Raw genomic sequence first — 25053 nt, forward strand, 5'->3', positions numbered from 1 at the left:
ATGAAAACGAAAATGATAAAAAACAGATTTGTTATCGCTCTTGTCTCCGTTGCAACATTTAGTGCCTGCACGAAAGACTTTGAAAAAATAAATACGCCACCAACATCAGTGACAGCAATAGATCCCGCATTGCTTATGGCTAGAATCCTCCGCGATGGAACCTTTCAGGAGTCGGGAGAACTTCCAAACAATAAGTTTGGTTCTTGGATCCAGCATTGGGCGGGTGGTCCAGTGGTACCCGTATCTCGTTATTTTGAAGGACCAGAAAACCTGATATGGTCGCAGCATTTTACCTTGCTCAGAAACATCATTCAGATAAAAAAGGAACTCAGCGGCAAAGAAGAAAGTCCCGAAGGTAGAAGTAAACTGGCCATAACCGAACTTTATGAAGTTTATCTATACCAACGATTGACTGATCTATTTGGAGACATCCCCTATTCGGAAATTACAAAAGATAGCAGAGAGATTAATCGAACCCCTAAGTTTGACAAACAAGAGGATATCTATCCCGCACTGGTCATAAAGGTTGATGCCGCTTTGGCACGTCTCACCGCTGGTGATCAATCTTATGGTTCCTCCGATTTTTTCTATGGCGGTAATATTGATAAATGGAAAAAATTCGGAAACTCCTTAAAACTGAAATTGGGCATGAGAATGCGTTATGCCAACCTCTCATTAGCGCAAAAGACCGTTACAGAAGCAATGACTTCTCCACTTGGGTTAATCTCAAGTAATAGTGATAATGCTGCAGTTCCTACATTTAATAATGCCCAAGCCGAAAACCAAAACCCTATATTACGGCAGATGACTACTGGGAGCGCCGACTTACGGTACTTAGCCAACACATTGGTAAACAAATTGAAGGAGTATAATGATCCACGCTTAGGTCTACTTGCAGAACCTGTCACTATAGGCGGTGTTACCACCTATCAAGGAATTGGTGTAGCATTAACCGATAATGAACTTTCTCAACTGATCAGAGCAAATTACTCTACGGCCAATAAGTCAACATGGTTTAGCTTGAATTTTGCGCCAATACCAAGTTATGCAATGACCTACTCAGACATTTGTTTTTACAAAGCCGAGGCTGCATTGTTAGGTTGGGGCGCGACAGGTACAAATGCGCAATCATTCTTTACAGATGGGGTCAAAGCTGCCTTTGCCCTTCCTCCGTACAATCTAACTTCCATCCCCTCATCCTATGAGCAAAATGTCATCAACCTAAATGGATTGACAGACGAGCAAAAGATGGAGAAAATCGCTACTCAAAAATGGATAAGTTTATTTGGCCGAGATATGGAAGCATTTGCCGAATGGCGACGTACTGGTTATCCAAAATTGACACCTGGTCCAAATCCGGGATCCACCAATAGACAGATACCACGTCGAGCTATTTACTCCAGTGAAGAGGCTGAATTAAATCAAACAAATCTCAAAGACGCTGTTTCCAGAATGCAGAACGGAGACTCCTTTTTGTCCAAAGTATGGTGGGATAAAAAACAATAACAATAAAGGTTTGAGCGATACGAAATAATTTCGTATCGCTCAAACCTAATTACCAAAATGCTGCTTCAGATTTTATCCCCTCACCTATTCTGTATAGCTATTCCCGCAACAAGGTCTTCAGGACTATTTTAGAGCAAAACAACCTAATTGTTTTTCGTGCTGAATCTTTTTCAGCGATGATTTAGGTTTCTTTTGAAATTATATTTATCTTTCTTTAAGTATAAAACAAATCTCACGATCTTCAAGCTTTACAAAAATGAAAACAATCTCTTCACTATTTTTGCTAACAGTAGTATCTCTTTTTATAGGCTGTGGAGAAAACGGTAAAAAAGCCACATCACCGTCTCCAGATAACTTACCAAAAAATAACCCAAGCTTTAGCTTCGAGGGGATAAAACAAGATTATACAACAAATGAAGAATTATCGTTTCAGATTGCAAATACTTCTAATTTAAAAATTGATTCCATCCTTTATTATATTAATGATTACCTGATTGCTAAAGTCACAGAAAACAATAAAGTAACATATAGATTATCAAGAGAGAAATTTGGCAAGCAAATCATTAAGGCGGTTGTATTTCATACTGGAAAATCCGAAGAAAACACAGTAAACATAGACTATCTGCCATCAGACCCGCCTCGAATTTTAAAGTACCGAATAGTTAATACCTACCCACATGATATCAAAGCTTTCACACAGGGGCTAGAGTTCTTTGGAGAAAACTTGATGGAAAGTACGGGCAATGGCGTTGGGTTAAGTGGAAATAAAGGTAAGTCAAGTATCCGCATTGTCAATCCTACAACAGGACAAGCAATCAAAAAGATCGAATTAGCAGATTCAATATTTGGTGAAGGTGCAACCATATTAAATGGGAAATTATATCAATTGACTTACAAAAGCAATCTTGCCTATGTCTATGATATGGCAACACTAAAGACAATAAAAACACTGCCATATTTCAAAAACATGGAAGGATGGGGACTGACCTCGGATGGTAAAAATTTGTATATGTCTGACGGTTCAGAAAATATCTATATACTCAATCCCAATGACTTTTCTAAAATTGATTATATCCGTGTTGCCACAAATGAGAAAATCGTTAACCAGATAAACGAAATGGAATGGGTAAAGGGAAAGATTTATGCTAATTTCTTTATGGAAGATGTTATGGGTATCATCGACCCAAAAACAGGCGCTATTGAGGGGCTAGTCGATCTTTCCAAATTACGAGAAAATGTGACACAACATGTTGATCTAGATGTATTAAACGGAATTGCGTACAATAAAAAATCAAATACCTTTTTTCTCACAGGAAAAAATTGGGACAAAATATTTGAAATACAGTTACTGGATTAACTAATCACTCGTTAGTCTATAATGTACACAATCATAAAGACAGTCTATTCATTAAAGTGCTATTCCCGATCTGGAAATAGCACTTTCTTACTTCAGGACAACAATTATTTCTTAATGATTTTTCCATCTTCATAGAGTGTATACTCTTCGCCATCGGCCTGTTGCACCACCATTTTTCCGTCGACAAAAATATTGCTAAATGTAAAAACAGGATCGGTTAATATTTTGCTGTTGTAGTCCATCAATCCCCAATGCTGTGGTGATTCCATATACATGATCCTATTTTTACCCACAACGTCCAAAACCTGATATTTAAAAGGAATCACAATAGCGCCATTATGATCAATAAATCCCTGTTTGCCATCTTTCGCAACTTTGATGATCATACTATCAATCGCCATAAGACTGGCATCCAAAAAGACAGACTCATACTGTGGCGAAACAATCTCCACGCCTTTCTCATTGATCAATCCTACACGTTGTTTACTATCTTGTACTTCAAAAAAACCAAAATGCGGTTTTGTCGTAGTACTGAAATAGTTGGGCTGTACAATAACCTTTCCTGTTTTATCAACGATGCCAACAGTTCCTAAATCGCCATTGGCATCCGTCCGATGGAAAGTTGCAAGACTTTCGCCATCAAATCGTATAAATTGTTCGTAAGTAGTATCCGGATTCTCCCAGATATCTTCTGCCGCATTATACTTTCCCTTTAATTGACTGATAGGTAAAACAGTCTCTTCAACACCTTCTTTAGCAGCTTTGGTTGCATCCTGTCCCTGACAGGAGCCGCCTAAAAGTACAATTATTGCCACTATGCCTACAATTTTATATGGATTGTTTATTCTCATACTATTTCAAAATTATGCTTATTTATCAAATGTTATATAACCCCTATACTTTGAACAGATACATTTTAAAAACGGAAATCTTCGACTCGACATTATTTTCTTATCTGCTAAGGCAATTCTTCAAGCTTGTTAAAACCTGTTGTTATCATCTGCTGCAATTGAGGTGTAAACAAGTTTGTTGAAAGTGGCATTTTCTTGGCTTCGCTATTTAATCTCCATTGTGCACGCTTCTCAAGCAAAAATTGCAATCGCTGTGCTGTTGTCAATCCCGGCAATGTATAATATATACTATTTTCGCCTTCTTTTCCTTGCTTTTGAATATATCTCCCGGCAGTTACCTTAAATTTATTTCTTTCCTCAAAACTTCGGATAAAAGAGCTATCCTGATCAGCGATATCCCACATTGGATCACGAGGGCAGCAGACAGAACCATAGCTTTCCTTCCAATATACTGTTAATAGGTTTTCGGGCACCATAGGTTTAGCAAAATCAATCACTGGATTTTCCAATCCCCCAAGCCGAACGCTATCAACTTTTACATTGTCCTCTTCCCGTCTGATATAGTAATAATAATTAGTGGTTTCAGGTTCCACGCACATTCCATTTTTTGAAGCCATTTTATTGACTTCACTGTAAAACTTCCAATCAGGAACAATAAGAATAAATTCCTGCAATTCAGGATAAAACGCCGAAGGCTTCTTGAAAAGTTCTACTGGGATCTTTGCGCTCAAATAAAATACAGCTATTGAATCCGTCTTAAACTGCAATGGCAGATCCAATAGATAATTACCCTCTAATCGTGCCACCTGACGATCTTCAATATTCATTACTCGATCATACTTTTGAGCTAGCCAATACGGTCGTACAGTTTCCTGTGGATCGGGGGGTCTGATAGCCTGTTTTATGGCTTTAGTTTTACAGGATACAACAAGTAGAAGTAAAACAAACATTAAATAAAACTTATCAATTGTTAAGCATGTTCTCATTGGCTGAAATTATGTTTCATGAATTATTTATTGTGCAGCGGCAACCTTTATCCCCACCTTATTTAAAAACTCAACCTGTTTTTCCAAACAAGTATCTGCCAGGACTGCTATTTTAGCTTTTTCATCAGTAATATCTCTTAATAAGGCCTGTCTGGCACCTTTTTTCTGCTCATCCACATATTTGACCAACAACGTACCATAACCATCTGTAATTCTCGTCATGTAAGCTATTGTAGTCAAATGGAAACTCTTCGCAGCTTCACTAGGCTTTAATGCATTAACTTCACTCTTTATTCCTTTGATATAGCTGCTCAGCGCCTGTACCTCTTTGAGCTTCATTTCGTAGGATAATTCATCCGTTTTATCCGCATCATATTCTCCTTCCAGTAATTTATTGTAGCTTTCATCCAACTTTTCTTTACAACTATAGAAAAGGCGGGCAATCTTCTCATTATATCCGAAGTCCAAATTACTGCCACAGGACGTCAATGCGAATGTACTGATGATTAATGTCAAAATAATAATTCTCATATCTCGATTTTTCAACAAATAACGCATTTTCAAAACAAGCTCTTTAAGGCATTTAATATTCGTTACCTATTTTTTAAGATTCGCTATCATTTGGGTACAGTTTTATCCCAGACAATGGCACCGATAATTACCCGATTAGCAAATACTGTAAAACAAGTCAAGGACAACAGCTTGTTTCTTAAGGAAGAATTGCGGAACTTAGAAAAATAATCTAGACTAGATTAGAAGACCGACAATTTTAGACGAATCAAAAAAATCGATGCGGAGTCAAAAACGAAAAGAACTGAATAAAACACTATGAAACAACTAGCTTTATTGATCATGTTCATCGGAATGTCGAGCATGGTTTTCGGACAAGAAATTAGCCGTTCAACGACCCAAACAATTACGCAATCCGGAATTGGACTTGGTTCTGTAATTGCTGTCGTTACTTCTTGGGATCGTAACAAGTCTATTCTCTGGGCGCTGATTCATGGCATCTTGAGCTGGCTATATGTTATTTATTTTGCATTTACACGGAGCAATAATTAATATTTCTCCAGTTCATATTTTCAATACAATCAACAGTGTTATATCCTTCTGTAAAACAGAAAATAAAAAGCTGTCAACCAAAATCGAAAGATCATGAGCATGATACAAAATTTCCTCCGGGTCAATTTGGAAACATTGAATAGTTTTCTCACCGATAGTCATTCATTAAGCAAAATGGTATATAGCAAAGAAGCTATACATTTGGACAATTTGATAGATATTGACAAAGCTTGGGAAGGTATTTTCTTTTTATTGACAGGAGAATCAATCGGCACATACGATCAGGCCGCTCCACCCTTATCCTGGCTATTAGTTGGGCCTAATGACATTGATCGCAATCAGGACATGGGCTATGGCCCAGCAACCTATACAGATATAGAACAAACCAGACAGATTGATTTAGCGTTAAAGGAAATTTCAATAGATGAATTAACACAACGTTTCGACTCTGCCACCATGCTTGAAAAAGATATATACCCAGATATCTGGGATGATGAAAATGCATTAGATTATCTGCTTCAATACTTCGAAGACCTAAAAGCATTTTATCAGATGGCCGCCTTACGTCATGAAGCAGTAATCCTATTTCTCAATTAAAGAGCGACTATTTCACGCTAATAAAAACCATAAAATAACTATGCTTATTTCTGATAAGAGAAATATCCACATTGAAGAATTAAAGGAAGCAAATAACATAGCCGTTTCCGACCTGGTCGCATTAACATTGGATATTGTCCAAGGAGGGGCCTCAGTGGGATTTATGCAGGACTTAAGCGAAGAAAAAGCAAGAGAATTCTGGAACAATGTCCTGGCGAAGGTCCAGCAAGAAAAAACAGTGCTACTTGTTGCAAAAGACAGCTCATCCCACCAAATCGTTGGGACCGTACAATTACAAATAGACCTTCCTCAAAATCAGCCTCATCGGGCCGATGTAGCAAAAATGTTGGTGCATTCCGCTTTTCGACGTCTTGGTATAGCGGAAAATTTATTGCAACATCTGGAATTCATTGCGAAAAAAAAGAGAAAATCACTACTGGTGTTAGATACTGTAACAGATAGCCCAGCTCATGCTTTGTACTTAAAACGTGGCTGGAAGGTCGTGGGAAACATTCCAAATTATGCACTTTTTCCCAATGGTAGCCCCTGTAGTACAACCTACTTTTATAAAAACCTTGAATAGTATTGTTATTCGCAAAAAGAACCTCCAATAACTGTTAACTTATTGGAGGTTCTGTTGACAAAAACAATGATATTGCTCCTGACTATTTTTTGTACCACACCGGACCAGGTTTGCTTCCCATTTGGAAAACAAGGGTAGCTCCAGACATGATCTGCTCATGTGTGATATAACTTGTTTCAAGAGGCTTTCCATCCAAAGTAACCGACTGGATGTAAATATTGGTTTTATTTACATGATCCGCTTTGACAGTAAACTTTTTCCCATTCGCAAGTTTAAATTCGCTATGTTCAAACAATGGCGTACCGATTTCATACCTTCCACTCACTGGATCTACTGGATAAAAACCCAGCGCACTGAATACATACCAAGCAGACATCTGTCCGCAATCATCATTCCCGCTTAACCCTGACGGATTATTTAGATAAAGTTTTTCCATCACTTCGGCAGCATATTGCTGTGTTTTCCATGGTTGCCCAATCGCGTTAAACAAATATATAGCGTGATGACTTGGTTCATTTCCATGTGCATATTGTCCAATCATGCCCGTACTGAAAATAGGTAGTTTACTGGTGTCTGATGGGTGGAAGGTAAACATGCTATCCAATTTCTGCCCAAAGCGTTCATTTCCGCCGACGAGATTGATCAATCCCGGAATATCATGTTGAACAGACCAGAAGTATTGCCAAGCATTGCTTTCACAGATATGTGCACTATATTCCTCTGGATCAAATGGCGTTACAAAAACACCATGACTGTCACGCGGTTGCATAAATGATGTAGTGGGATTATAGACATTTTTATAATTTTTTGCTCTTGCAAAAAACGTAGTTGCCACCGCCTTGTTCCCCATCTTATCCGCCATAACCGCAATACAATGATCATCAAATGCATATTCGAGTGTGCGTGACAAAGACCAGTTCTCAGCATTGTATTTATCCACAACATCATAAGGTACATAACCCAACTTTTTATACAACCCAATACCTCTATAGTTGTCTATGTTTGCTGTTGCCACACAAGCTTCCAGCGCTTTATTGACATCAAAATCACCTATTCCTTTCAAATAAGCGTCCACAATAACTGGGATTGCATGATTGCCAATCATCATATCGGTTTCACTGCCATAGATATTCCATACAGGCAAGCGACCATGCTGTTCGTAAAATGCAATAAATGATTTCACCATATCATTTACCCGATTTGGATCAAGATAAGTAAATAGAGGATGTGAAGCGCGATAGGTGTCCCAAAGCGAAAAAGTACTGTAATTGGTCCAACCTTCAGCCTGATGTATTTTTCTATCCGCTCCAAAATAAGTCCCATCTACGTCTCCAAATATGGTAGGGGCCAACATCGAATGGTACAATGCTGTATAGAACTTTACTTTAGCTTCTTTGTCTGTAGTCTGAATAGCAATCTTACCAAGCTCTTTGTTCCAGTTATTCTCAGCTTGTTTTAAATAGTGATCAAAATCATCTGTTGGCACCTCAGCTTTCAGGTTTTTGGAAGCACCATCCATACTTACCCCCGAAAGAGCTGTGCTAAGCGTTACTTGTTCACCAGTAGATGTTTTAAAATCAAAACGTGCCGTGAAAGCAGTACCAATACGTTTGGTCGTTTTTGTTATGCTGTCAACACTTGACTGTATCGCCGAGCTATCGATGTGAACTGCAGTAAACGGCTTTGAAAATCGGGTTTCAAAATAGACACGTTGGCCTCTGGCCCAGCCTTCTGAAAATCGGTAGCCACGCACAGTGACCGAATCAACCACCTCGATGTATGAATCTATTGTGGCATCCCAGTTCATTGCTTTCTTTAGATCCAAAAAAATAGCCGATTGAGCCTCAGGGAATGTATAACGTTGGATACCGCAACGTGGGGTTGCCGTTAGCTCTACATCGATATTATAGTCTGTCAACTTTACTTTATAGTACCCCGCATGTGCCTGTTCGTTTTGATGCGAAAACTTGGAATGAATACCCAAAGGCGCCACGGCCTCATGATAAGGCAAGGTAACTGGCATAAACGATATATCATATAGATCCCCAGCTCCCGTCCCACTTAAATGGGTATGACTAAAGCCCGAAATCGTGCTATCGGGATAAAAATAACCCGAAATACGATCCCAACCGGGCAATCCATTATCTGGGCTCAATTGTACCATACCAAAGGGCGATTGTGCTCCAGGATAGGTGTTACCCGTAAAATCCGTCCCTATAAAAGGATTGACTGATTTTGCATAAGAACCTTCAGCCGAATCCCGCTGTGAGGCACAGCTCAGTATTCCCAATAAACCTGCGCATGCCAGGTATTTCATATATTTCATAGTGTAGATAGCTTCTTTAATCTGCGTGTCATTTATCTGTCTCCCGTAACAATCAGGATATCTTTGCTATTGACCAAAACTTGATGACTAATTTTAAAACCTCCTAATGGCTTTCCATCGACGATAATTTTTTTGATGAATTCTCCATTGCCCTCTTTTTGGCGTCTAATGGTCACACGATCAGACTTAGGGTAATACTTTTTATCAAGTTGAATAGTTACTTTATCAAATACCGGCGTAACGATCGTATAATCTGGTCTGCCGGGACAAAAAGGGTAAATCCCTATCATATTCATTAATGCCCAGGTCGACATTGTTCCTGTATCATCATTTCCTGGGATCCCACCGGGACTATTCGTAAAATGTTTATCCAGAATTTGCTTAACCAACTTTTGCGTACGCCATTCCTCACCTTTTATTTCCGAAAAAACATGTGGATAAAGCATGTCAGGTTCGTTGGTAACATCAAAATACCCTTTATCAAAGGTAGCCTGTAATCTGTCCACAAATTTCCTTTTACCGCCCATCAGTTGAACTAAACCAGGGATATCAAATGGTATTGCAAAACTATAATTCCAGGCATTCCCTTCATGGAATCCATGGTTAGGCTCAAAATTAGCCCCCATCAATGGATTGAAAGGTGTCAAAAACGAGCCATTGGGAAGAATAGGTCGAAAGGTTCCATACTCTGGAGAATAGTAATGTTTGTACCCCTGTGCTCTCTTACCAAAAGTCTGTGCGTCTTTAGTTTTCCCCAATGAGTTGGCCAACTGTGCTAAATTCCAATCAGCAACATAGTATTCAATCGCATGGGAAACTGAATTATCAAAAGAATCGCGAAGAGGAACATAACCATACTTGACATAATCGGCATTGTCCGGACGGATTCGATTCGTCGAATCCGTTGTCGTCGCCGACTTCAAAAAAGCCTCATAAGCTGTATTGATATCATAGTCCCGAATGCCTTTCATCCAGGCATCAACGATCACAGGTACTGCTGGATCACCGTCCATGGTATAGCTTTCACGGCTATAAAGTTCCCACTTAGGCATCCATCCATTTTCTTTATAAATATCAATCATGGAACGAATCATTCCAACCTGTTTATCTGGATAGACCAACGACATGAGCGGCTGTACATTTCTGTACGTATCCCATAAAGAGAATACGGTGTAACGATTATGATCCGCAACAAGGGTCTTTCTATTTTCCATAGCCGGATATTCGCCGTTAACATCCTGTAAAATATTTGGATGAATCATGGCATGATACATAGCCGTATAAAATACCGTTTTTTGATCTCCGGTACCTCCTTCAACCTGAATTCTTGATAATTCATTATTCCACAAAGATGAAGCTTGTGTCCTGATCCGCTCAAATCCAAAACCAGGTTGCTCGACTTCCAGATTTTTTCGTGCATTTTCAACGCTTACGAAAGATACCGCCAACTGAACCTCTAAGCTCTCATTTTCCTGAACATCAAAACTCAAGAATGCCCCAAGATCGTCTCCAGACAATTGGCTCGAATAATCGGTAAAAATCTTGTATTTGCCCGCATCTTTATTCCAATCATTCTCCCATTTTTCACCGGCACGCTGAAATTTCCAGTAACCTTTCTTTGCGGGCTTTTTATTCACTCGCATCACGAAGAAAATCGGATATACGGCCTGATTGTTGGTATAACAGAACGAACCCAATAATTTCGAACCTTCAAGTTCCGTATCACTGACATAGCGAACCGTGGCCCCCGTTTCATTCGTCAGTCCCTCGCCTAAATTGAGTAGAATATTAGCCTGCCCTTTAGGGAAAGTAAATTTAGATACACCCACACGAGCAGTTGCGGATGTCTCAGTTTTGATACCGTATTTTTTTAACACATTACTATAATAACCTGGATGAGCCTCTTCCTGTGTATAAGTACTTCCATATTGATGGTAGTCGACTTCTAGTTTTCCAGCCGTTGGCATCAGCAACAAACTTCCCATATCAGGACAACCTACACCACTCAGATTGACATGTGAAAAACCGGTAAAATAGCTATTGCTATGTTCGTAAGGTGTAGACCACCAACGTGCATCCTTATCAAAGGCATTAAGTGATGAACCCATCACATTAAAGGGAGACACATTCATTAGACCATGAGGTACCTGAGCACCGGGATTGGTTGTACCATAGTTACTGGTACCAATAAAAGGATTGACATAGTCGGTTGGTAGTTTTTGCGCAGCCGCTTGCTCCCAAACAAATAATCCCAAAAGAAAATAACGGATAAACTTGATCATATCATCTTGATAAAGACAATCTACTTTTTTCTGATACAATGAACAGTAGATTGCACATTTTTAAGTGTAGTCACAATACTACTGATAATACCAAAGATTTACAAATATCGACAGCAGTTATATCTATCATTTTACAATGTTAATAGGATTTAGCAAGACTGAAAATAGATGCGAATTCATCAATCCGATAGGTATCTTAAAGTATAGTCGTATGATCAAAATATAGTCGCTAATGCAGGTTAGATCCAAGGAGAAAGATCATTCAACAAAAAATCCTGAAGCGGGGAACTTCAGGATTTTTACTAACTAACCAATTATTAACCTAAATTATGAAAACTACATTGATAACGCCATTCCCCGAGCTTTGTTATCCTATTCTTTTATGTTTAACCAAACTTTAACAAACGGTGCCGTTCGTTGCGGAAAACTACAATCTGAAGATATCATCTCCCATTAAAGTCCTCTCAATGATACGTGATTAATGTGACAAGCCCCATTGCATATTCGGTTTATCCCCCATTTCCAAAACTAGTTCACCTCCTTTTAGCAATTCCGCAGCGTCAAAATAGAATGTCTGTAGCGGTTTACCGTTTAGAGTTGCGCGCTGCACATACATATTCTTTTTGCTTGCATTTTTAGCTTTAATAGTGAATTGATCTCCTCGCCCATATTGCCGTCCCAACTTAATCTTAATTTCTTCAAAAGATGGACTACCAATTTCATAAATTGGCTTTGTTCGCGTTCCTCCGTCTAGCTGAAATAATCCGATTGCATTCATGATATACCAAGCGCTCATCTGTCCTTGATCCTCATCTCCTAGATATGCGTTAGAAATACCCTGTCCGTAATATCGTTCCCCGATAGACCGGCTCCATTTTTGTGTAAGCCATGGTTTGTTCAACCAGTTAAAAATATAGGCGAAATGCATAGACTGTTGATTTCCCTGCACAACCGGATAATCCCAGTATTGATCATTTGGTCCATTATATCGCCATTTTTCACTTTCTCCGAACCCCCATTCCAAACGCTTTAGAAACACATCCTCACCAATCATTTTAGCCAATGCAGGAATATCCTGAGGCACAAAGAATGTCAACTGCCATGCATTTCCTTCAACATAATGATGATTGGCTCCAGATTTAAAGGGATCAAAGTCCTGGTACCATTGCCCCTTGGCATCTTTCATCCGCGCATAGCCACTTTTAACATCTATCGCATTCTTCCACCAGCTCCCTCTATCATTAAAATAACTGTATTCTTTTTCCTTTCCCAAGGATTTTGCAAATTGTCCTACAGTCCAATCGTCAAAACTATACTCCAAGGAATTTGAGAAACGTCCCAGGTCATAAGGCACATACTTATACTTCAGATAAACATCCAGATCCCGGTTACCGGCAAAGCCACCTTCAAATTTTAGCGGACTTGTTGTCTGCATTTTCTTGATCGCTTCAAATGCCTTTGTGACATCGTAATCACGTATTCCCATCTGATAGGCCCCTACAATCAAAGGAATCTCGTGTTCAGCAACCATCACTGGAATATATTCCATACCAGCAGGCCCTTTTGCCAGCCAACCGTCTGCATCATACATAGCCAATTGCGAACGCACCCATTTATTCGACCATTCCGGTGTAACCAGATTCCAGAATTGGTTTAAATTCCAGAACGTATTCCAAAATGCATCACAGCCCAGGGCAAGGTCCCCCGGATGTTTCATCGTTCTGATCGTCTCATCAGAAGAGCGCCATTGCCCGTTAACGTCGCTAAATGTATTACGGCTTGCCAGGGTACGATACATATTTGTATAAAACTTCTCTTTTTCCAAATAGTCATCACTTTTTATCTCCAGGCGCCCCAATAATTCATTCCACACCCGATGTTGGTTGGCGACCACACGTTCAAAAGACCATCCAAATGGATCTGAAAGTTCTGTTTTTAAATTTTCTGCAGCATTGGCGATACTGACATAGGAAATCCCGGTCCGCAGCTGCACTTCCTTGTTTTTACGAACATCGAACTCTACATACATACCAGCGGATTGAGCGCTGTCGGCAACCAGATCAGACTGATCTGTTACGCGACCATTATGCCAAGTTCCGAAATTGATAATCGGTTTATCAAACTCCATGACGAAATAGACAATATAATCTTGTTTCGCATCGGTAGACCAAACATTTTCGGACAATTGGTTACTGTAGCCAATAACCTTATAATCAGAAACCTTTTTAAGAGAGAGGTCTTTGATCTTATAATCATATTCTCCGTTCACTTTAAGATCAATCATAATACGTCCAGTATCTGATTTATGATAGGTATATTTCTGGAAACTGGAGCGTGTTCCTGCGGTTAACTTTGCGTCAATATCCTGGTCAAGAAGATGAACGGCATAGTATCCCAATGGAGCCTGTTCACTTGCTTTATCTATTGCCGAACGATACCCTGAATGCGTACTATATTGGTCTCCGACACTAGTCTTCAACTGGCCTGCTGTTGGAAATGTGCCCAGTCCAGCCATTGTCCATTCGTGTATATGGCTAAATGTACCAATAGATTCTATTGAAGGTTCATAACCAGCCTGCCAGCCAATATTTTGATTATCGGGACTAATCTTTACCATTCCAAATGGCATCCACGGTCCCGGTGCCAGCATCCATCTGGAATGTGCAGCCCCTATCATGGTGTTGACATAATCCGAGACCCCACCCAATCTTTTGGGAGATCGTTTTATAGAAGATGTTTGAATTAATTTATCGTTGATATATATTGCATATTTACTTCGTACCTCTTTCGATGCATAAGGCATTGGAATCTCAAGTCGAGATAGGCCCTTCTCATGAGTTTTATCATAGATTTTCTTTCCATCCAACAACACTTTTATACGCTCATCATCTTTCAATTTCAAGATATCAAGGAGCATATACTGTATGCGCTCGTTTCCTTTTTTCAGTTCAAAATCCGATTGCCGTACCTCTTTGATTATTGAAGTGTAATCTTTCAACAATTTCACCTGTTGAGGACCCAATAATTTAAAGGAGTCAAACTCAACCCACCCCCCTTTTATTACCGTAAGTGTAACCTGGTTAAATCCCTCCGAAATAAGATGCTCAGGCAATGCTATCTGGATCGTAGAAGCTCCAGACTTTGAACCCGTACCTACAGGATCAATGGGGCCGTCACCATTCTTCAGTTCGTAATTATGGGATTTACCATTGATCGCGATTTGTAAGGTCGGTTTATTCTGAGGATCACTATTTGCCAATTTTACTTCCAGAGCCCATTTCCCGTTTTCAACTTGACCACTTAATACACTGTATAAATTCAAAAAATGGGTCCTTAGGCCAGAGGTTCCACCAGTCCCGCCCCATCCATTGGCTGGTCCGGGTAACACGTAAGGCAGATCTCTTGACAACGAAGATTGCCCAACCACAAAGTAATTGTCTTCGTAGCCAAAATCATGTTCCAGAAATTTCTTGTAATCGTGTGGAGCCAGTGCGAACTCTCTGCTGGAGCCATCTGAACTGCCCAGTTGCCAAATGGTATTCTCTTGCCCCGAAACAAGCTGTCCTGTCATTAACAGTAAGCTGGTGAAAACGGAAATGGGGAAATGCATTTTCATAATTGATGGATTTTATAATAAAAAGTATGCTATAAATGCCTATCCAAGTATTCAGTTCTTTTGCATGTTTCAATTTATCATCCCACTCCAAATTAAGATTTATAAATCTTAACCATCTCCCAATTATTCAAACAATCAACCTTTGCCAAATTGTATATACATAACAAAAGAGGCCAAAAACACAATAAAAAGCATTAAAAATTAGATTCAGCATACAATAATACTATAAAAAACAAGAAATATCAAGTAAAAAAAAATAAATGTACATACATACTAATTTATATAAGAATCCCATTTAAAGCATTTGTAATACACTAAAGTTAAGGATCACTTCGTCCAGTCAGATTGAATTAAAAATGGTAATAACCAGGGGGAATATTAGGAATATATTTTCTTAGAAGCTGTCATGGGATTAAAATCTTTACTAAAATCCTACATAAAGCAAGATATACCATTGGGTATTTTGAATCCAATAGACTATATTTATATAATTTTAAATTGCTTCGACAATATCAAAGATAGAAAGTAAAATACGACATTTTATCAAGGGGAATGATATTCTACCCATTTGTGTAGGATATTATGTCATAAAGGTTTAATGAAAAAATTGAATGCTCTGTTAACCAAAGTCTTAAATAGACATATAAAGGTCAGAAAAGCCTATTTTTCGTTAATTACTTTAGACTGGGCTGTTATTTCTTTAATTTGCGAACAGAAATAAGATCAGTCTAATTGGAAATTTCGAAGCGACAATAGATCATCTTTGTGATTTACACTATGAAAATAAAAATTGAAGATTTTTTTAAGCCGATACATGTTAAAGACAACTTTAGCGAAGATGATTATGAGATCGTAAATGCATTTATTAATTTCGCAAGATCCTTAAGCCGACTAACATATCAGAGCATCTATCTTATAGATTATTCAAAGAAAAGTTTTTTATTTGTTTCCGACAACCCTATTTTTTTATGTGGAAGTACACCTGCGGAAGTAATGAAAGAAGGCTATCATCATTATGTAAGTAATGTCCCAGAAGATGATCTTCATTTATTAAAGAAAATAAACGATGTTGGCTTTGATTTCTATGGCAAATTAACTGCCGATGACCGTTTAAAATATTCCATATCATATGACTTTCATCTGAAACAGCCCGGTAGCAAACCATTACTTGTAAACCACAAATTGAAACCCTTGCTTCTGGACAACCATTCAAACCCATGGATCGCACTCTGTTTAGTTTCTATGTCTTCACACCCCAATGCAGGCAACATCAGATTCAAATCGGATGAAGATGGGAGGCAATTTGAATATGATCTAGTCAAAGATATTTGGGTAGAAACTCCGCGCGTTAAATTAAAACCCCGAGAAAAGGATATACTACTTTTTTCAGCGCAGGGGCTTACAATGGATCAGATTGCTGATAGACTCTATGTTTCGATTGATACCGTTAAATTTCACAAAAAACAGATATTTTCAAAGTTAAAAGTAAAGAGTATAACGGAAGCTACAGCATTAGCGATCGAGTTGTCTCTTTTTTAATGGCTCTTTCAGTACTAATTGTTTTTGGAATCTAACAACATATCTTTTGACATGGCTATAAATTTTTGAATATCCTTATCATTCCCGGTACTGCACTGTGAAATCTTATTTTTTTTGATAAAGGTTTCTAGCCATTGGGATTTGATATAAATGGGCAGTGTTTCGGAATAAAAGTAAATAATCGGATCTCCCAATTGGTAAGATTCAATTTCCAGTTTACGTAGCGTGTTCACCACTTTCCGGTCGCATTCGGCAATTATTAAACCATTCCCCAAACTGTAGGGACCATAAAAGGCATCAAAGAGCATTTTTTTGAGAATATTAATCCGATTTCCAATAATTTTCCCAGAAATTACAAAGCGCCCGATATGCCAAAAATTGTCTACTTCGGGAACCAACAGATCTTTGGTTTTAATACCGAATAACTTCTGAATAGGCAGGCAGATTTCCTTATCCCAATAGGTAATCCGAATCGAAGCATGGATGGCATTATTTGTCTTACTCCGCAGAACATAATAAATAGACTGATCAAAAAAAGCTGAATCCTCCCCTATCAATGATTTATAATCGATATCATAATCTTCTTTAGAATACTCATCCAGTTTATAGTGTTCTTGGACGGTAACCAAATAAAAATGAATAAGTTCAGGCAGTTCTGCACTATTAAGTTTCGTAAAATAATAATTTTCTGGAGTCCAGTTCATGCAGTTGAAATTCAATATTATTTACAAAATAGCCTTTGTTGATTAGATTCGCACGGAGACGTAGATACAATACAAAAGTATAATAATTATTGTAATTATTATAGCTTATTTTACTCACGCATAGATAAATAGTACGATTCAGGAAAAACCCTTATCGCTTTGTCCGTAGCAATATTGAAAACAACCTGGCATACCATTCCAGCTAATAAATATAACCCCAACGATAACTGTGGTGGCGGTGAATCCATTGCGATTTCACCATATTCCGAAAGAAAATCTTCCAACCATTTTGTATCAATGTTCTTTTCCTGTAGTCTCTCAACAATAAATTTCCCTACGTTTATTTCAAATGCGTGATGTTCTTTATTCAAAGAGCGTAAATTGTGACTCTCTGGTGTAATGACAGTTAAAAAACCGGCCCAGCCCAAATTGTACGGATGAACAACAGGGATATTTTTCTGTGCCATGTATTCATCAAATAAAAAAGGGATATCGGTGGAAAAATCCAGGGCATTAATAGCGATCTTACAGTTTAAATCAAAGCTATACAAATTATTTCGATCAAGAAATTCGGGATAAGCCGTAATCTTTGCTTCGGGATTAATAGCCATCAATCGTTCTTTTAGAGCCATAGCTTTATTTATACCGATATCTCCTTCCACATAATTCTGGCGATTAAGATTGGTCAGTTCCACAATATCACCATCGATAATGATCAAATTTTCAAATCCCATCCGCAACAGACACTCAGCGATGTAGCTCCCAATACCGCAGCCCCCAATAAGCACCGGAAAATCCTGAATACGTTGCTGTTCTTCTTCCTTTATATGAATGTTATTACGTTTATATCTCAAACTCATTTTTTAAGACAATTTTGTATCCTATAAAGATAGGACTATAATTTAAAAATTATTACATCATCTTTATCAATTAACCTTAAAGATTCTTTCTTACAAGCACCTAATAGCACATATCGATATTGTTTCCATTCATTATATTTACTGTTACAATAGATTCAATCATATTCAAGGTCTGAATAAAATCTATGCAAAAAAAAATCCTATTTTAAACAACAAATCACTACAATGAAAAGTAAAATACAAATACTATATATTGTCATTACGCTATTACTGGGTATGGATATGCTCGCTTACTACCTGGAAAAAATAAGTTTAATCGGCTATTATAGTGACGTTTTACTTTTCTGGATATGGCTAGGACTGACTATGACCGTAATCGTCATTTTCTGGAAAAAGATCCTGGCAAAGATTATGTTGTCTGGATTACTATTGGGGTTAATTTGTAGCATCCTGCCAATGATGCTACCCTTTTATACATTGGTATTGTCCATGTCTTCTTTCGGTCTACGGACGACGAAAGATTTAAACGAAAATTATCGTGCACAAATCGTTGGATATAGTGTTTTATCCCCACCTTGGTTAGAAATAATTGAGAAAAAAGGAATAATTGAAAAGCGGGTGCTTAGCTGTACCGACAATGCATTAAATAATGACGGGACTACCCTAAGAATAGGGAGTGCAAAAGACATCATTTTCAATTCGGAAACGGATAAAATGCTTCGCATTACACTCTTTTATGGAGGTATCAACAAAACCATTACTTTTGATAAAACGACAGGAAAAATGATATTGTAAAGAAATTTCACATCAAAAAAATGGTAAATTAGCAAAAACCACAAAAGATTATCAGTAGAAAAATGGACAATACTAGAATTTACCGCATGTCATTTGCTGGAGTATATCCACATTATATACAAAAAGCAGAAAAAAAAGGTCGCACAAAAGAAGAAGTCAATGAAATCATATTTTGGTTAACAGGTTATAATACCCAAGACCTGCAACAGATCATAGCCGACAAAACCGATTTTGAACATTTTTTCAGCCAGGCACCGCATTTCAATGCCAATGCAACAAAGATTACTGGTGTCATTTGCGGCTATCGTATAGAAGATATTGAAGATCCACTCGTTCAAAAAGTCCGTTATTTAGATAAACTGATTGATGAACTGGCGAAGGGCAAGTCAATGGAAAAAATTTTAAGAAAATAAATCAATCAACGTTCGAATACAGCTCACAGATATTATTCAATGGCATAAACAGCACCATCTGCAGCTCCAAAATAAAGTGTATTATCCGCTATCCAGATCGTAGAAAAGATACTGCCCATTTGCAAATAGTCAGTAAATAACCCATTGATATCATGCGCGTATTTCTCTTGCAAATCGCCTCTTAATTTCCCTTGCTCATCCACAAATAGATGGCGATTTCTTTTACTCGATTCTGTCTGAAAAATAGGTGTCGTAATTCCTTTCGCAAGATCAAACCGATAAATGACCCCATCCAATGTACCAAAAAATGCGTTCGAACCAGCAATGGTTGCACTACTAAAAGTGTTTAGGGGAACAGCCTGTTCAACCAGTTTTGTACCATTTATTTTGTCCAAGGCCAATACGCTATAAGAGTCTGACATCGTTACAATCAACTTCTCTCCTGACAAGCTGGGTACACTTGTCCAGCTCCCCGGTTGATGATATACCCAATATCCGGTCCCATCTTTGATATTCAATGCGTACATGTTGAAATCCCTTGCTCCAAAATAGACCGTACTATCGGTAGCAACGGCATGAAATTGAATTTCACCTTTTGGAAAATAGCGTTCACCAATTGTTTTGAACTTCCAACGCAACTTCCCGTTTTTCTCCAGACAATAAAAGTAACCATCAAAACTCCCAATCATTACCCCCTCCTTTGCCAATGTTGGCGAAGCATGGACAATTCCTCCAGTAGGAAACTTCCAGTGAAGTTCTCCACTCTTGCCATCAACCGCATAAATATGCTTATCTCCGGATCCAAAATATACGATTCCATCGCTGATTGTTGGTGAGGAATGAAAGTAATCCCAAGTATCCTGTTTTTTTTCGCCTTGTGTGGCAAAGGTCCAGCGTCTTTCTCCCGTTTCTATACTTAGAGCATATAACAGACCATCTGAACATACAAAATACAACAGGTTTGAATCGATAGCTACTGTGGAGCGGATTTCTCCTCCAGTTTTATATTTCCATATTATTTTACCGCTCGTTTTATCCAGCGCATAAAGGTTACTGTCACAGGAACCAACGATCACTTTATCCTTAAAAACAATAGGAGAAGCAAATATTTGTGCCTTAGTCTGAAACTTCCATTTTACCGTTGGCTGTAAACGAATTTCAGCATCGCTGATATAATTCTGTCGATCTGAGCTCCGCGCTAGCTGTTGCCCATAGAGTTGGTTTAGATTTGCGATAAGCCCCCATAAGAAAGCAACATAACAACAATAATATTTTCGATTAAACATCATTTACTTTTCAGGTTAAATAGTTAGGTTCAGATAAACTTGCCATAGGCACTTATCATATTTGTAGGGACAACCACAATTCCATACAAAATCTTGTGCCACATAAATAGATTATGGATAAATAAGATATTTCTTTCTCATTTCCTTATAACGCGTTAATCCAGGCTCCCAGCTTTTCCGGATTTCTTCTTCTGAAACACCTTCAGTTATCTGTCGTCGAAAGGAATCAACACCAACCAATTTTTCTATACTGCCAATCTGCTTGGAAAATGACTGATCAAAGAATTTATCTTTTTCTGGAGAATTCCGATAGAGCTCCTGCATCCAGGAAAGATTTATTTTCTTACTGTCCACCAGCTTCTGCAAATCATATTCACGTAGATCTAAACCATAACATACTTCATTCATAAAGAGTGGTGTCTCACTCATTCCTTTTTTACTCACTGGTGTAAACGAAAAACGATATACATCTTTATAGGCTGGACTTCCAAAAACGGTAAAGGGATAATCCGTCCCCCTTCCATGATTGATCTTTACACCTTCAAAAAGGCAAGTACTGGGATAGAGGAGAATACTTTGTTCGGTATTTAAATTTGGAGAAGGATTAACCGGAAGTTTGTATAACATTTGATGATTATATGCCGCTACGGGTATGATCTTTAGCTTACATTTTTTTGTCGTCGCCATCCAGCCTTCCCCGTTAATCATCTGGGCAAATTCAGCGATTGTCATCCCATGAGCAATCGGAACCGGAAACTGACCGATACCCGATTTATATTTCATATCCAATATAGGGCCATCGACCAAATACGCATTTGGATTAGGGCGATCTAAAATCAAGAGTTCCTTCTCATTTTCGGCACAGGCTTCCATGATGTCCCGAAGTGTGTTAATATTCGTGTAAAATCTTACCCCCATATCTTGTACATCAAAGATGAACACATCAATATCTTTTAGGTCTTTCGCTGAAGGTTTTTTTTTACTTCCATAGAGCGAGATCACCGGAATTTTGGTTGCTGGATCGACTTCATCCCGCACTTTTGTTCCGTTGCTGGCATTTCCACGAAATCCATGTTCAGGCCCAAATATTTTTACGATTTTAATTCCTCTGGCGAGTAGGCTATCCACAAGATGTTTTTTCTTGATCACGGTAGATGGGTTACCTAAAATAGCAACCCGCTTACCATTGAGGTAAGGTATATATTGCTCAGTTCGCTCTGCACCGGTTTGGATGTAATCATTACAGTAATTCATCCGGTCCTGTGCCCGAATAGCAACAACAGAAAAAAATAAGGATATAAAAACAAATACAATTTTCATACTCGCTCGGTTTATAATAAAGAAATCGTTGAGAAACAAACGATTCAGCTTTTGCTAAGTATTAAAGCTAATGATAAACCTTCATTTTCCCAAATTATTCTCATCGGTCATTACTACCACCTCGGCTTTATATAGATAGAAAATCCGATTACTTTTCCACCCCTACATAGAAGTGATCATGGAGTTTAGTTATTAGTGACAATGGTAGTATATTGCACCTATTTTTGAAAATCATCATATATTTTATATTGACAAACCTATTTTATCCCGTTACCTTTGAAATATTATCCTGATATTACGTTAAATCCGTTTGCAACGAATAGCAATAATCGGAAAATAGGAGAATTTGATGTTTTTGCAAAAACATAATGGACAAAAATGGAAAAGCAGGTAAATGCAGGTGAATTTGTAGATAGATTTATGACTGGTAGTCTGGAACACCTGAGGTACCAGCAATCTCCCGTCAAAATCTTCCAGCTTAGTGAAATCGCTCCATATATTAAATTCCCTACACCGCCCATTTTTTTGGGATACAATCTCCTTGTACATATAACAGAAGGCCATTTTAAACACAAGATTGGTGCAAAAGAATATGTGGTAAAAGCGCCAGCGATTCTGATTAGCAACTACGGAAATATTTCGACGATCAAATCTGTGGACAAATCGGCAAAAGGACATTGTGTACTGATCAACGATAACGCGATGACATCGATTTTTCGGGAACAGGAGATCCTGAATATCTTTAACATTTCACCACTGCTCAACTTAGCTTCACAGGATAGTACCGACCTTAACGAGCTATTCAAATTGCTCTATAATGAATTGCTTTCTGAGTCTCCTTATAAAGAACTCTTCGAAAGTTTACTAAAATCCCTTTTGCTAAAGATTATCAAGCTATCATCTTCCAATCAAGCACTCAACCGAAGGCAGGAAATTGCAATGATGTTCAAACAGCTTGTGCACAAAAACTTCAAAAAACAAAAACATATCGGCTTTTATGCTGACCGGCTCGCGGTGTCAACCAATTACCTAAACCGCTGCGTATTTTCGGTGTTCAAAAAGTCTTCGAAAGAACTGATCTTAGAAGTACTTATCATGCATAGTCAATTTCTTCTTTTTGAATCAAATAAAAGTATTGCCGATATCTGTTATGAGCTGGATTTTTCTGATCCCTCCTATTTCTCCCGTTTATTCAAAAAAATCGTAGGAATTTCCCCTACTTCTTATCGTAACAAGGCAACTTAATATTTTTCAGATATGCACGATTTGTCCTATCTTTTATACTGAAGTGGACAGACCAATCACAACGATATGGATTATTTTTGTATAGCGATTAGGATGTAAGCAAAATTCACAGCTATCTTTTGAGGCTTTATCGTATACATCTACTATTGCAAATGTTTCATCATTTAATTAATATAGCGATGTCTAACGTTTTAGATCACACGAACAAAGCCCAAAATTTCGATTTATTTATCGGAAACTTTAAAGAAAGATTATCAAACTTATTCCATACCGAATACGACTATAATAACCTGAGTTTAACACGTGGTTTACCCCCTCAGTTTTTAAGCGAAATCATGGCAATGAGACCATTGTCTGTTGCTATTCCGGAGCATCACGGAGGCCGTGGCCTACATGTAAAAGAATGTTTAGGAGTGCTTGCGGCGGCGTCTTATGAATCACTTTCACTGTCTTTGATCTTCGGGATCAATATCGCTTTATTCTTGGAGCCTTTTGCTAAATACGGCAATACCTTACTTCAGGAAAAAGTTTTCCATCAATTTCTAGAAAATAAAGCCATGGGTGGGCTGATGATTACCGAGCAAGCCTATGGTAGTGATGCCCTCAATATGCGTACCTCCTACCAACAAGATGGAGATAAATACCGTATTAACGGAGAAAAACATTGGCAAGGTTTAACAGGTGCTGCTGACTTTTGGCTCGTTACTGCCCGAAAGAAAAATGAGAATGGTGAACTTGTACGTGATATAGATTTCTTTGTTACCGACAATTCCATCGAAGAACAAAAGATTGAAGTAACAAAAAAATACAATAGCTTAGGATTATATGCTATTCCTTATGGTATCAATAAAATAAACATCGAAGTACCCGTCGACAATAGGTTAACACCAGAAAGCACTGGTATAAAACTGATGTTGGATACTTTACACCGGAGCAGACTTCAGTTTCCTGGCATGGGAATGGGGTTCATAAAACGTATGCTGGATGAAGCCATGAAGCATTGCACGGAAAGACGTGTTAGTGGAATTCCGTTGAACGAACTAGATTCTGTTAAGTTTCAATTATCTCGTTTGCAGGCTGCTTTTACGATATGTTCAGCGATGTGTGCATACAGTAGCTCGATCAGTTCAATTCAAAATGATCTTTCTGGCCACAGTGTGGATGCCAATAGTGTCAAGGCACTCGTGACAGACCTGATGCACGAATCTGCACAGATCTGTGTACAATTATCTGGAGCAAACGGTTATAGATTGGATCATGTTGCTGGTCGTGGTTTAGTAGATAGTAGACCTTTCCAAATTTTTGAAGGATCGAACGAGATGCTCTATTCGCAAGTAGCGGAAGCAATTGCTAAACTGATGCGCAAAAGCAAAGAAAGCAATCTGCTTTCGTTCCTGAAAATAAATCCGGCAACCGAACTTGCGGCTCCATTTTTCTCTTCTATTTTGAATTTCGACTTCCCGCTTCAACCTAAACAGCGCGAGATGGTCACTTTAGGGAAAATAATTGCACGTGTTGTTTGCTTCCAATATGTCCTGCAAATCAATAACGCTGGTTTTAATGATAAAATGACAGAAATTGCCCGTCAGCATGTTAGTATGGATCTGTACATGTTGGTCGGTCAACTCTCCAATAACAATAATGCCGAACCGCTTATACATTATGACGAAAAGGCTGATTGGATGAATTTCACCTCTTTATAAAAATTGAGAGGGACTGCGAAAG

At 38.3% G+C, this 25053-nt stretch carries 20 protein-coding genes; 10 read left to right on the forward strand and 10 right to left on the reverse strand.

Annotated elements, in window-relative coordinates; translation table 11 throughout:
- Positions 1-1506 carry a SusD/RagB family nutrient-binding outer membrane lipoprotein gene (locus ABFX33_RS19845; RefSeq protein WP_346087720.1) on the forward strand — a complete coding sequence of 502 codons (1506 nt, stop codon included), beginning with the start codon at positions 1-3 and terminating at the stop codon, positions 1504-1506.
- Between the two features lie 256 nt (positions 1507-1762).
- On the forward strand, positions 1763-2863 hold the full coding sequence (locus tag ABFX33_RS19850) for a glutaminyl-peptide cyclotransferase (protein WP_346087722.1): 1101 nt from the start codon (positions 1763-1765) through the stop codon (positions 2861-2863).
- Between the two features lie 104 nt (positions 2864-2967).
- Here the strand turns inward: ABFX33_RS19850 and ABFX33_RS19855 are convergent, their stop codons facing one another.
- The 3 genes from ABFX33_RS19855 to ABFX33_RS19865 all read right to left on the reverse strand — a co-directional run bounded on the left by ABFX33_RS19855 (position 2968) and on the right by ABFX33_RS19865 (position 5231).
- Positions 2968-3678, reverse strand: a complete 711-nt coding sequence (locus ABFX33_RS19855; protein WP_257091938.1) for a WG repeat-containing protein — start codon at positions 3676-3678, stop codon at positions 2968-2970.
- 143 nt (positions 3679-3821) lie between these two features.
- Entirely contained in the window at positions 3822-4541 is a 720-nt protein-coding gene (locus tag ABFX33_RS19860; protein ID WP_346087724.1) for a hypothetical protein, read from the reverse strand.
- Between the two features lie 186 nt (positions 4542-4727).
- Positions 4728-5231, reverse strand: coding sequence for a hypothetical protein (locus ABFX33_RS19865; protein WP_257091941.1), 504 nt, complete (start codon positions 5229-5231; stop codon positions 4728-4730).
- 297 nt (positions 5232-5528) lie between these two features.
- Between ABFX33_RS19865 and ABFX33_RS19870 the strand changes: the two genes are divergently transcribed.
- The 3 genes from ABFX33_RS19870 (at position 5529) to ABFX33_RS19880 (ending at position 6942) form a co-directional block, all read left to right on the forward strand.
- On the forward strand, positions 5529-5762 hold the full coding sequence (locus ABFX33_RS19870; protein WP_346087726.1) for a hypothetical protein: 234 nt from the start codon (positions 5529-5531) through the stop codon (positions 5760-5762).
- Between the two features lie 93 nt (positions 5763-5855).
- On the forward strand, positions 5856-6359 hold the full coding sequence (locus tag ABFX33_RS19875) for a YfbM family protein (protein WP_346087727.1): 504 nt from the start codon (positions 5856-5858) through the stop codon (positions 6357-6359).
- A gap of 40 nt (positions 6360-6399) precedes the next feature.
- Complete coding sequence (locus ABFX33_RS19880; protein ID WP_346087729.1) at positions 6400-6942, forward strand: GNAT family N-acetyltransferase; 543 nt, start codon at positions 6400-6402, stop codon at positions 6940-6942.
- A gap of 82 nt (positions 6943-7024) precedes the next feature.
- On the opposite strand, the gene ABFX33_RS19885 is transcribed toward ABFX33_RS19880, so the two are convergent.
- From ABFX33_RS19885 to ABFX33_RS19895, 3 genes are all read right to left on the reverse strand, one after another.
- A complete protein-coding gene (locus tag ABFX33_RS19885) occupies positions 7025-9268 on the reverse strand; it encodes a GH92 family glycosyl hydrolase (protein WP_346087730.1) in 2244 nt (747 codons plus the stop codon).
- Between the two features lie 32 nt (positions 9269-9300).
- Positions 9301-11550: a GH92 family glycosyl hydrolase gene (locus tag ABFX33_RS19890; RefSeq protein ID WP_346087732.1), complete on the reverse strand. Its 2250-nt coding sequence runs from the start codon at positions 11548-11550 to the stop codon at positions 9301-9303.
- 478 nt (positions 11551-12028) lie between these two features.
- Complete coding sequence (locus ABFX33_RS19895) at positions 12029-15166, reverse strand: GH92 family glycosyl hydrolase (RefSeq protein ID WP_346087734.1); 3138 nt, start codon at positions 15164-15166, stop codon at positions 12029-12031.
- A gap of 777 nt (positions 15167-15943) precedes the next feature.
- Between ABFX33_RS19895 and ABFX33_RS19900 the strand changes: the two genes are divergently transcribed.
- Positions 15944-16705, forward strand: coding sequence for a response regulator transcription factor (locus ABFX33_RS19900; RefSeq protein ID WP_346087736.1), 762 nt, complete (start codon positions 15944-15946; stop codon positions 16703-16705).
- Between the two features lie 14 nt (positions 16706-16719).
- Here ABFX33_RS19900 and ABFX33_RS19905 read toward each other — a convergent pair whose 3' ends face one another.
- Together ABFX33_RS19905 and ABFX33_RS19910 are read right to left on the reverse strand one after the other, a co-directional pair.
- Positions 16720-17409, reverse strand: a complete 690-nt coding sequence (locus ABFX33_RS19905) for a hypothetical protein (protein ID WP_346087738.1) — start codon at positions 17407-17409, stop codon at positions 16720-16722.
- A gap of 110 nt (positions 17410-17519) precedes the next feature.
- Entirely contained in the window at positions 17520-18269 is a 750-nt protein-coding gene (locus tag ABFX33_RS19910; protein ID WP_346087739.1) for a HesA/MoeB/ThiF family protein, read from the reverse strand.
- Between the two features lie 225 nt (positions 18270-18494).
- Here ABFX33_RS19910 and ABFX33_RS19915 point away from each other — a divergent pair, with 225 nt between their 5' ends.
- Positions 18495-19064: a hypothetical protein gene (locus tag ABFX33_RS19915; protein ID WP_346087741.1), complete on the forward strand. Its 570-nt coding sequence runs from the start codon at positions 18495-18497 to the stop codon at positions 19062-19064.
- A 62-nt stretch (positions 19065-19126) separates the two neighbouring features.
- Complete coding sequence (locus ABFX33_RS19920) at positions 19127-19477, forward strand: DUF2200 domain-containing protein (RefSeq protein WP_257091956.1); 351 nt, start codon at positions 19127-19129, stop codon at positions 19475-19477.
- 32 nt (positions 19478-19509) lie between these two features.
- Here the strand turns inward: ABFX33_RS19920 and ABFX33_RS19925 are convergent, their stop codons facing one another.
- Together ABFX33_RS19925 and ABFX33_RS19930 are read right to left on the reverse strand one after the other, a co-directional pair.
- Positions 19510-20766 (reverse strand): outer membrane protein assembly factor BamB family protein, encoded by a 1257-nt coding sequence (locus tag ABFX33_RS19925; RefSeq protein WP_346087743.1) that lies wholly within the window; start codon positions 20764-20766, stop codon positions 19510-19512.
- Between the two features lie 108 nt (positions 20767-20874).
- On the reverse strand, positions 20875-22083 hold the full coding sequence (locus ABFX33_RS19930) for an exo-beta-N-acetylmuramidase NamZ family protein (RefSeq protein WP_346087744.1): 1209 nt from the start codon (positions 22081-22083) through the stop codon (positions 20875-20877).
- 378 nt (positions 22084-22461) lie between these two features.
- Here ABFX33_RS19930 and ABFX33_RS19935 point away from each other — a divergent pair, with 378 nt between their 5' ends.
- Positions 22462-23328, forward strand: coding sequence for a helix-turn-helix domain-containing protein (locus ABFX33_RS19935; RefSeq protein WP_077432563.1), 867 nt, complete (start codon positions 22462-22464; stop codon positions 23326-23328).
- A gap of 179 nt (positions 23329-23507) precedes the next feature.
- The gene (locus ABFX33_RS19940; RefSeq protein WP_346087746.1) at positions 23508-25031 is read left to right on the forward strand and encodes an acyl-CoA dehydrogenase family protein; all 1524 of its coding nucleotides are present in this window, start codon (positions 23508-23510) and stop codon (positions 25029-25031) included.
- Positions 25032-25053: the final 22 nt, after the last annotated feature.

This window comes from Sphingobacterium ginsenosidimutans (genome assembly GCF_039536865.1).
In the GTDB taxonomy this organism is placed as follows: domain Bacteria; phylum Bacteroidota; class Bacteroidia; order Sphingobacteriales; family Sphingobacteriaceae; genus Sphingobacterium; species Sphingobacterium detergens.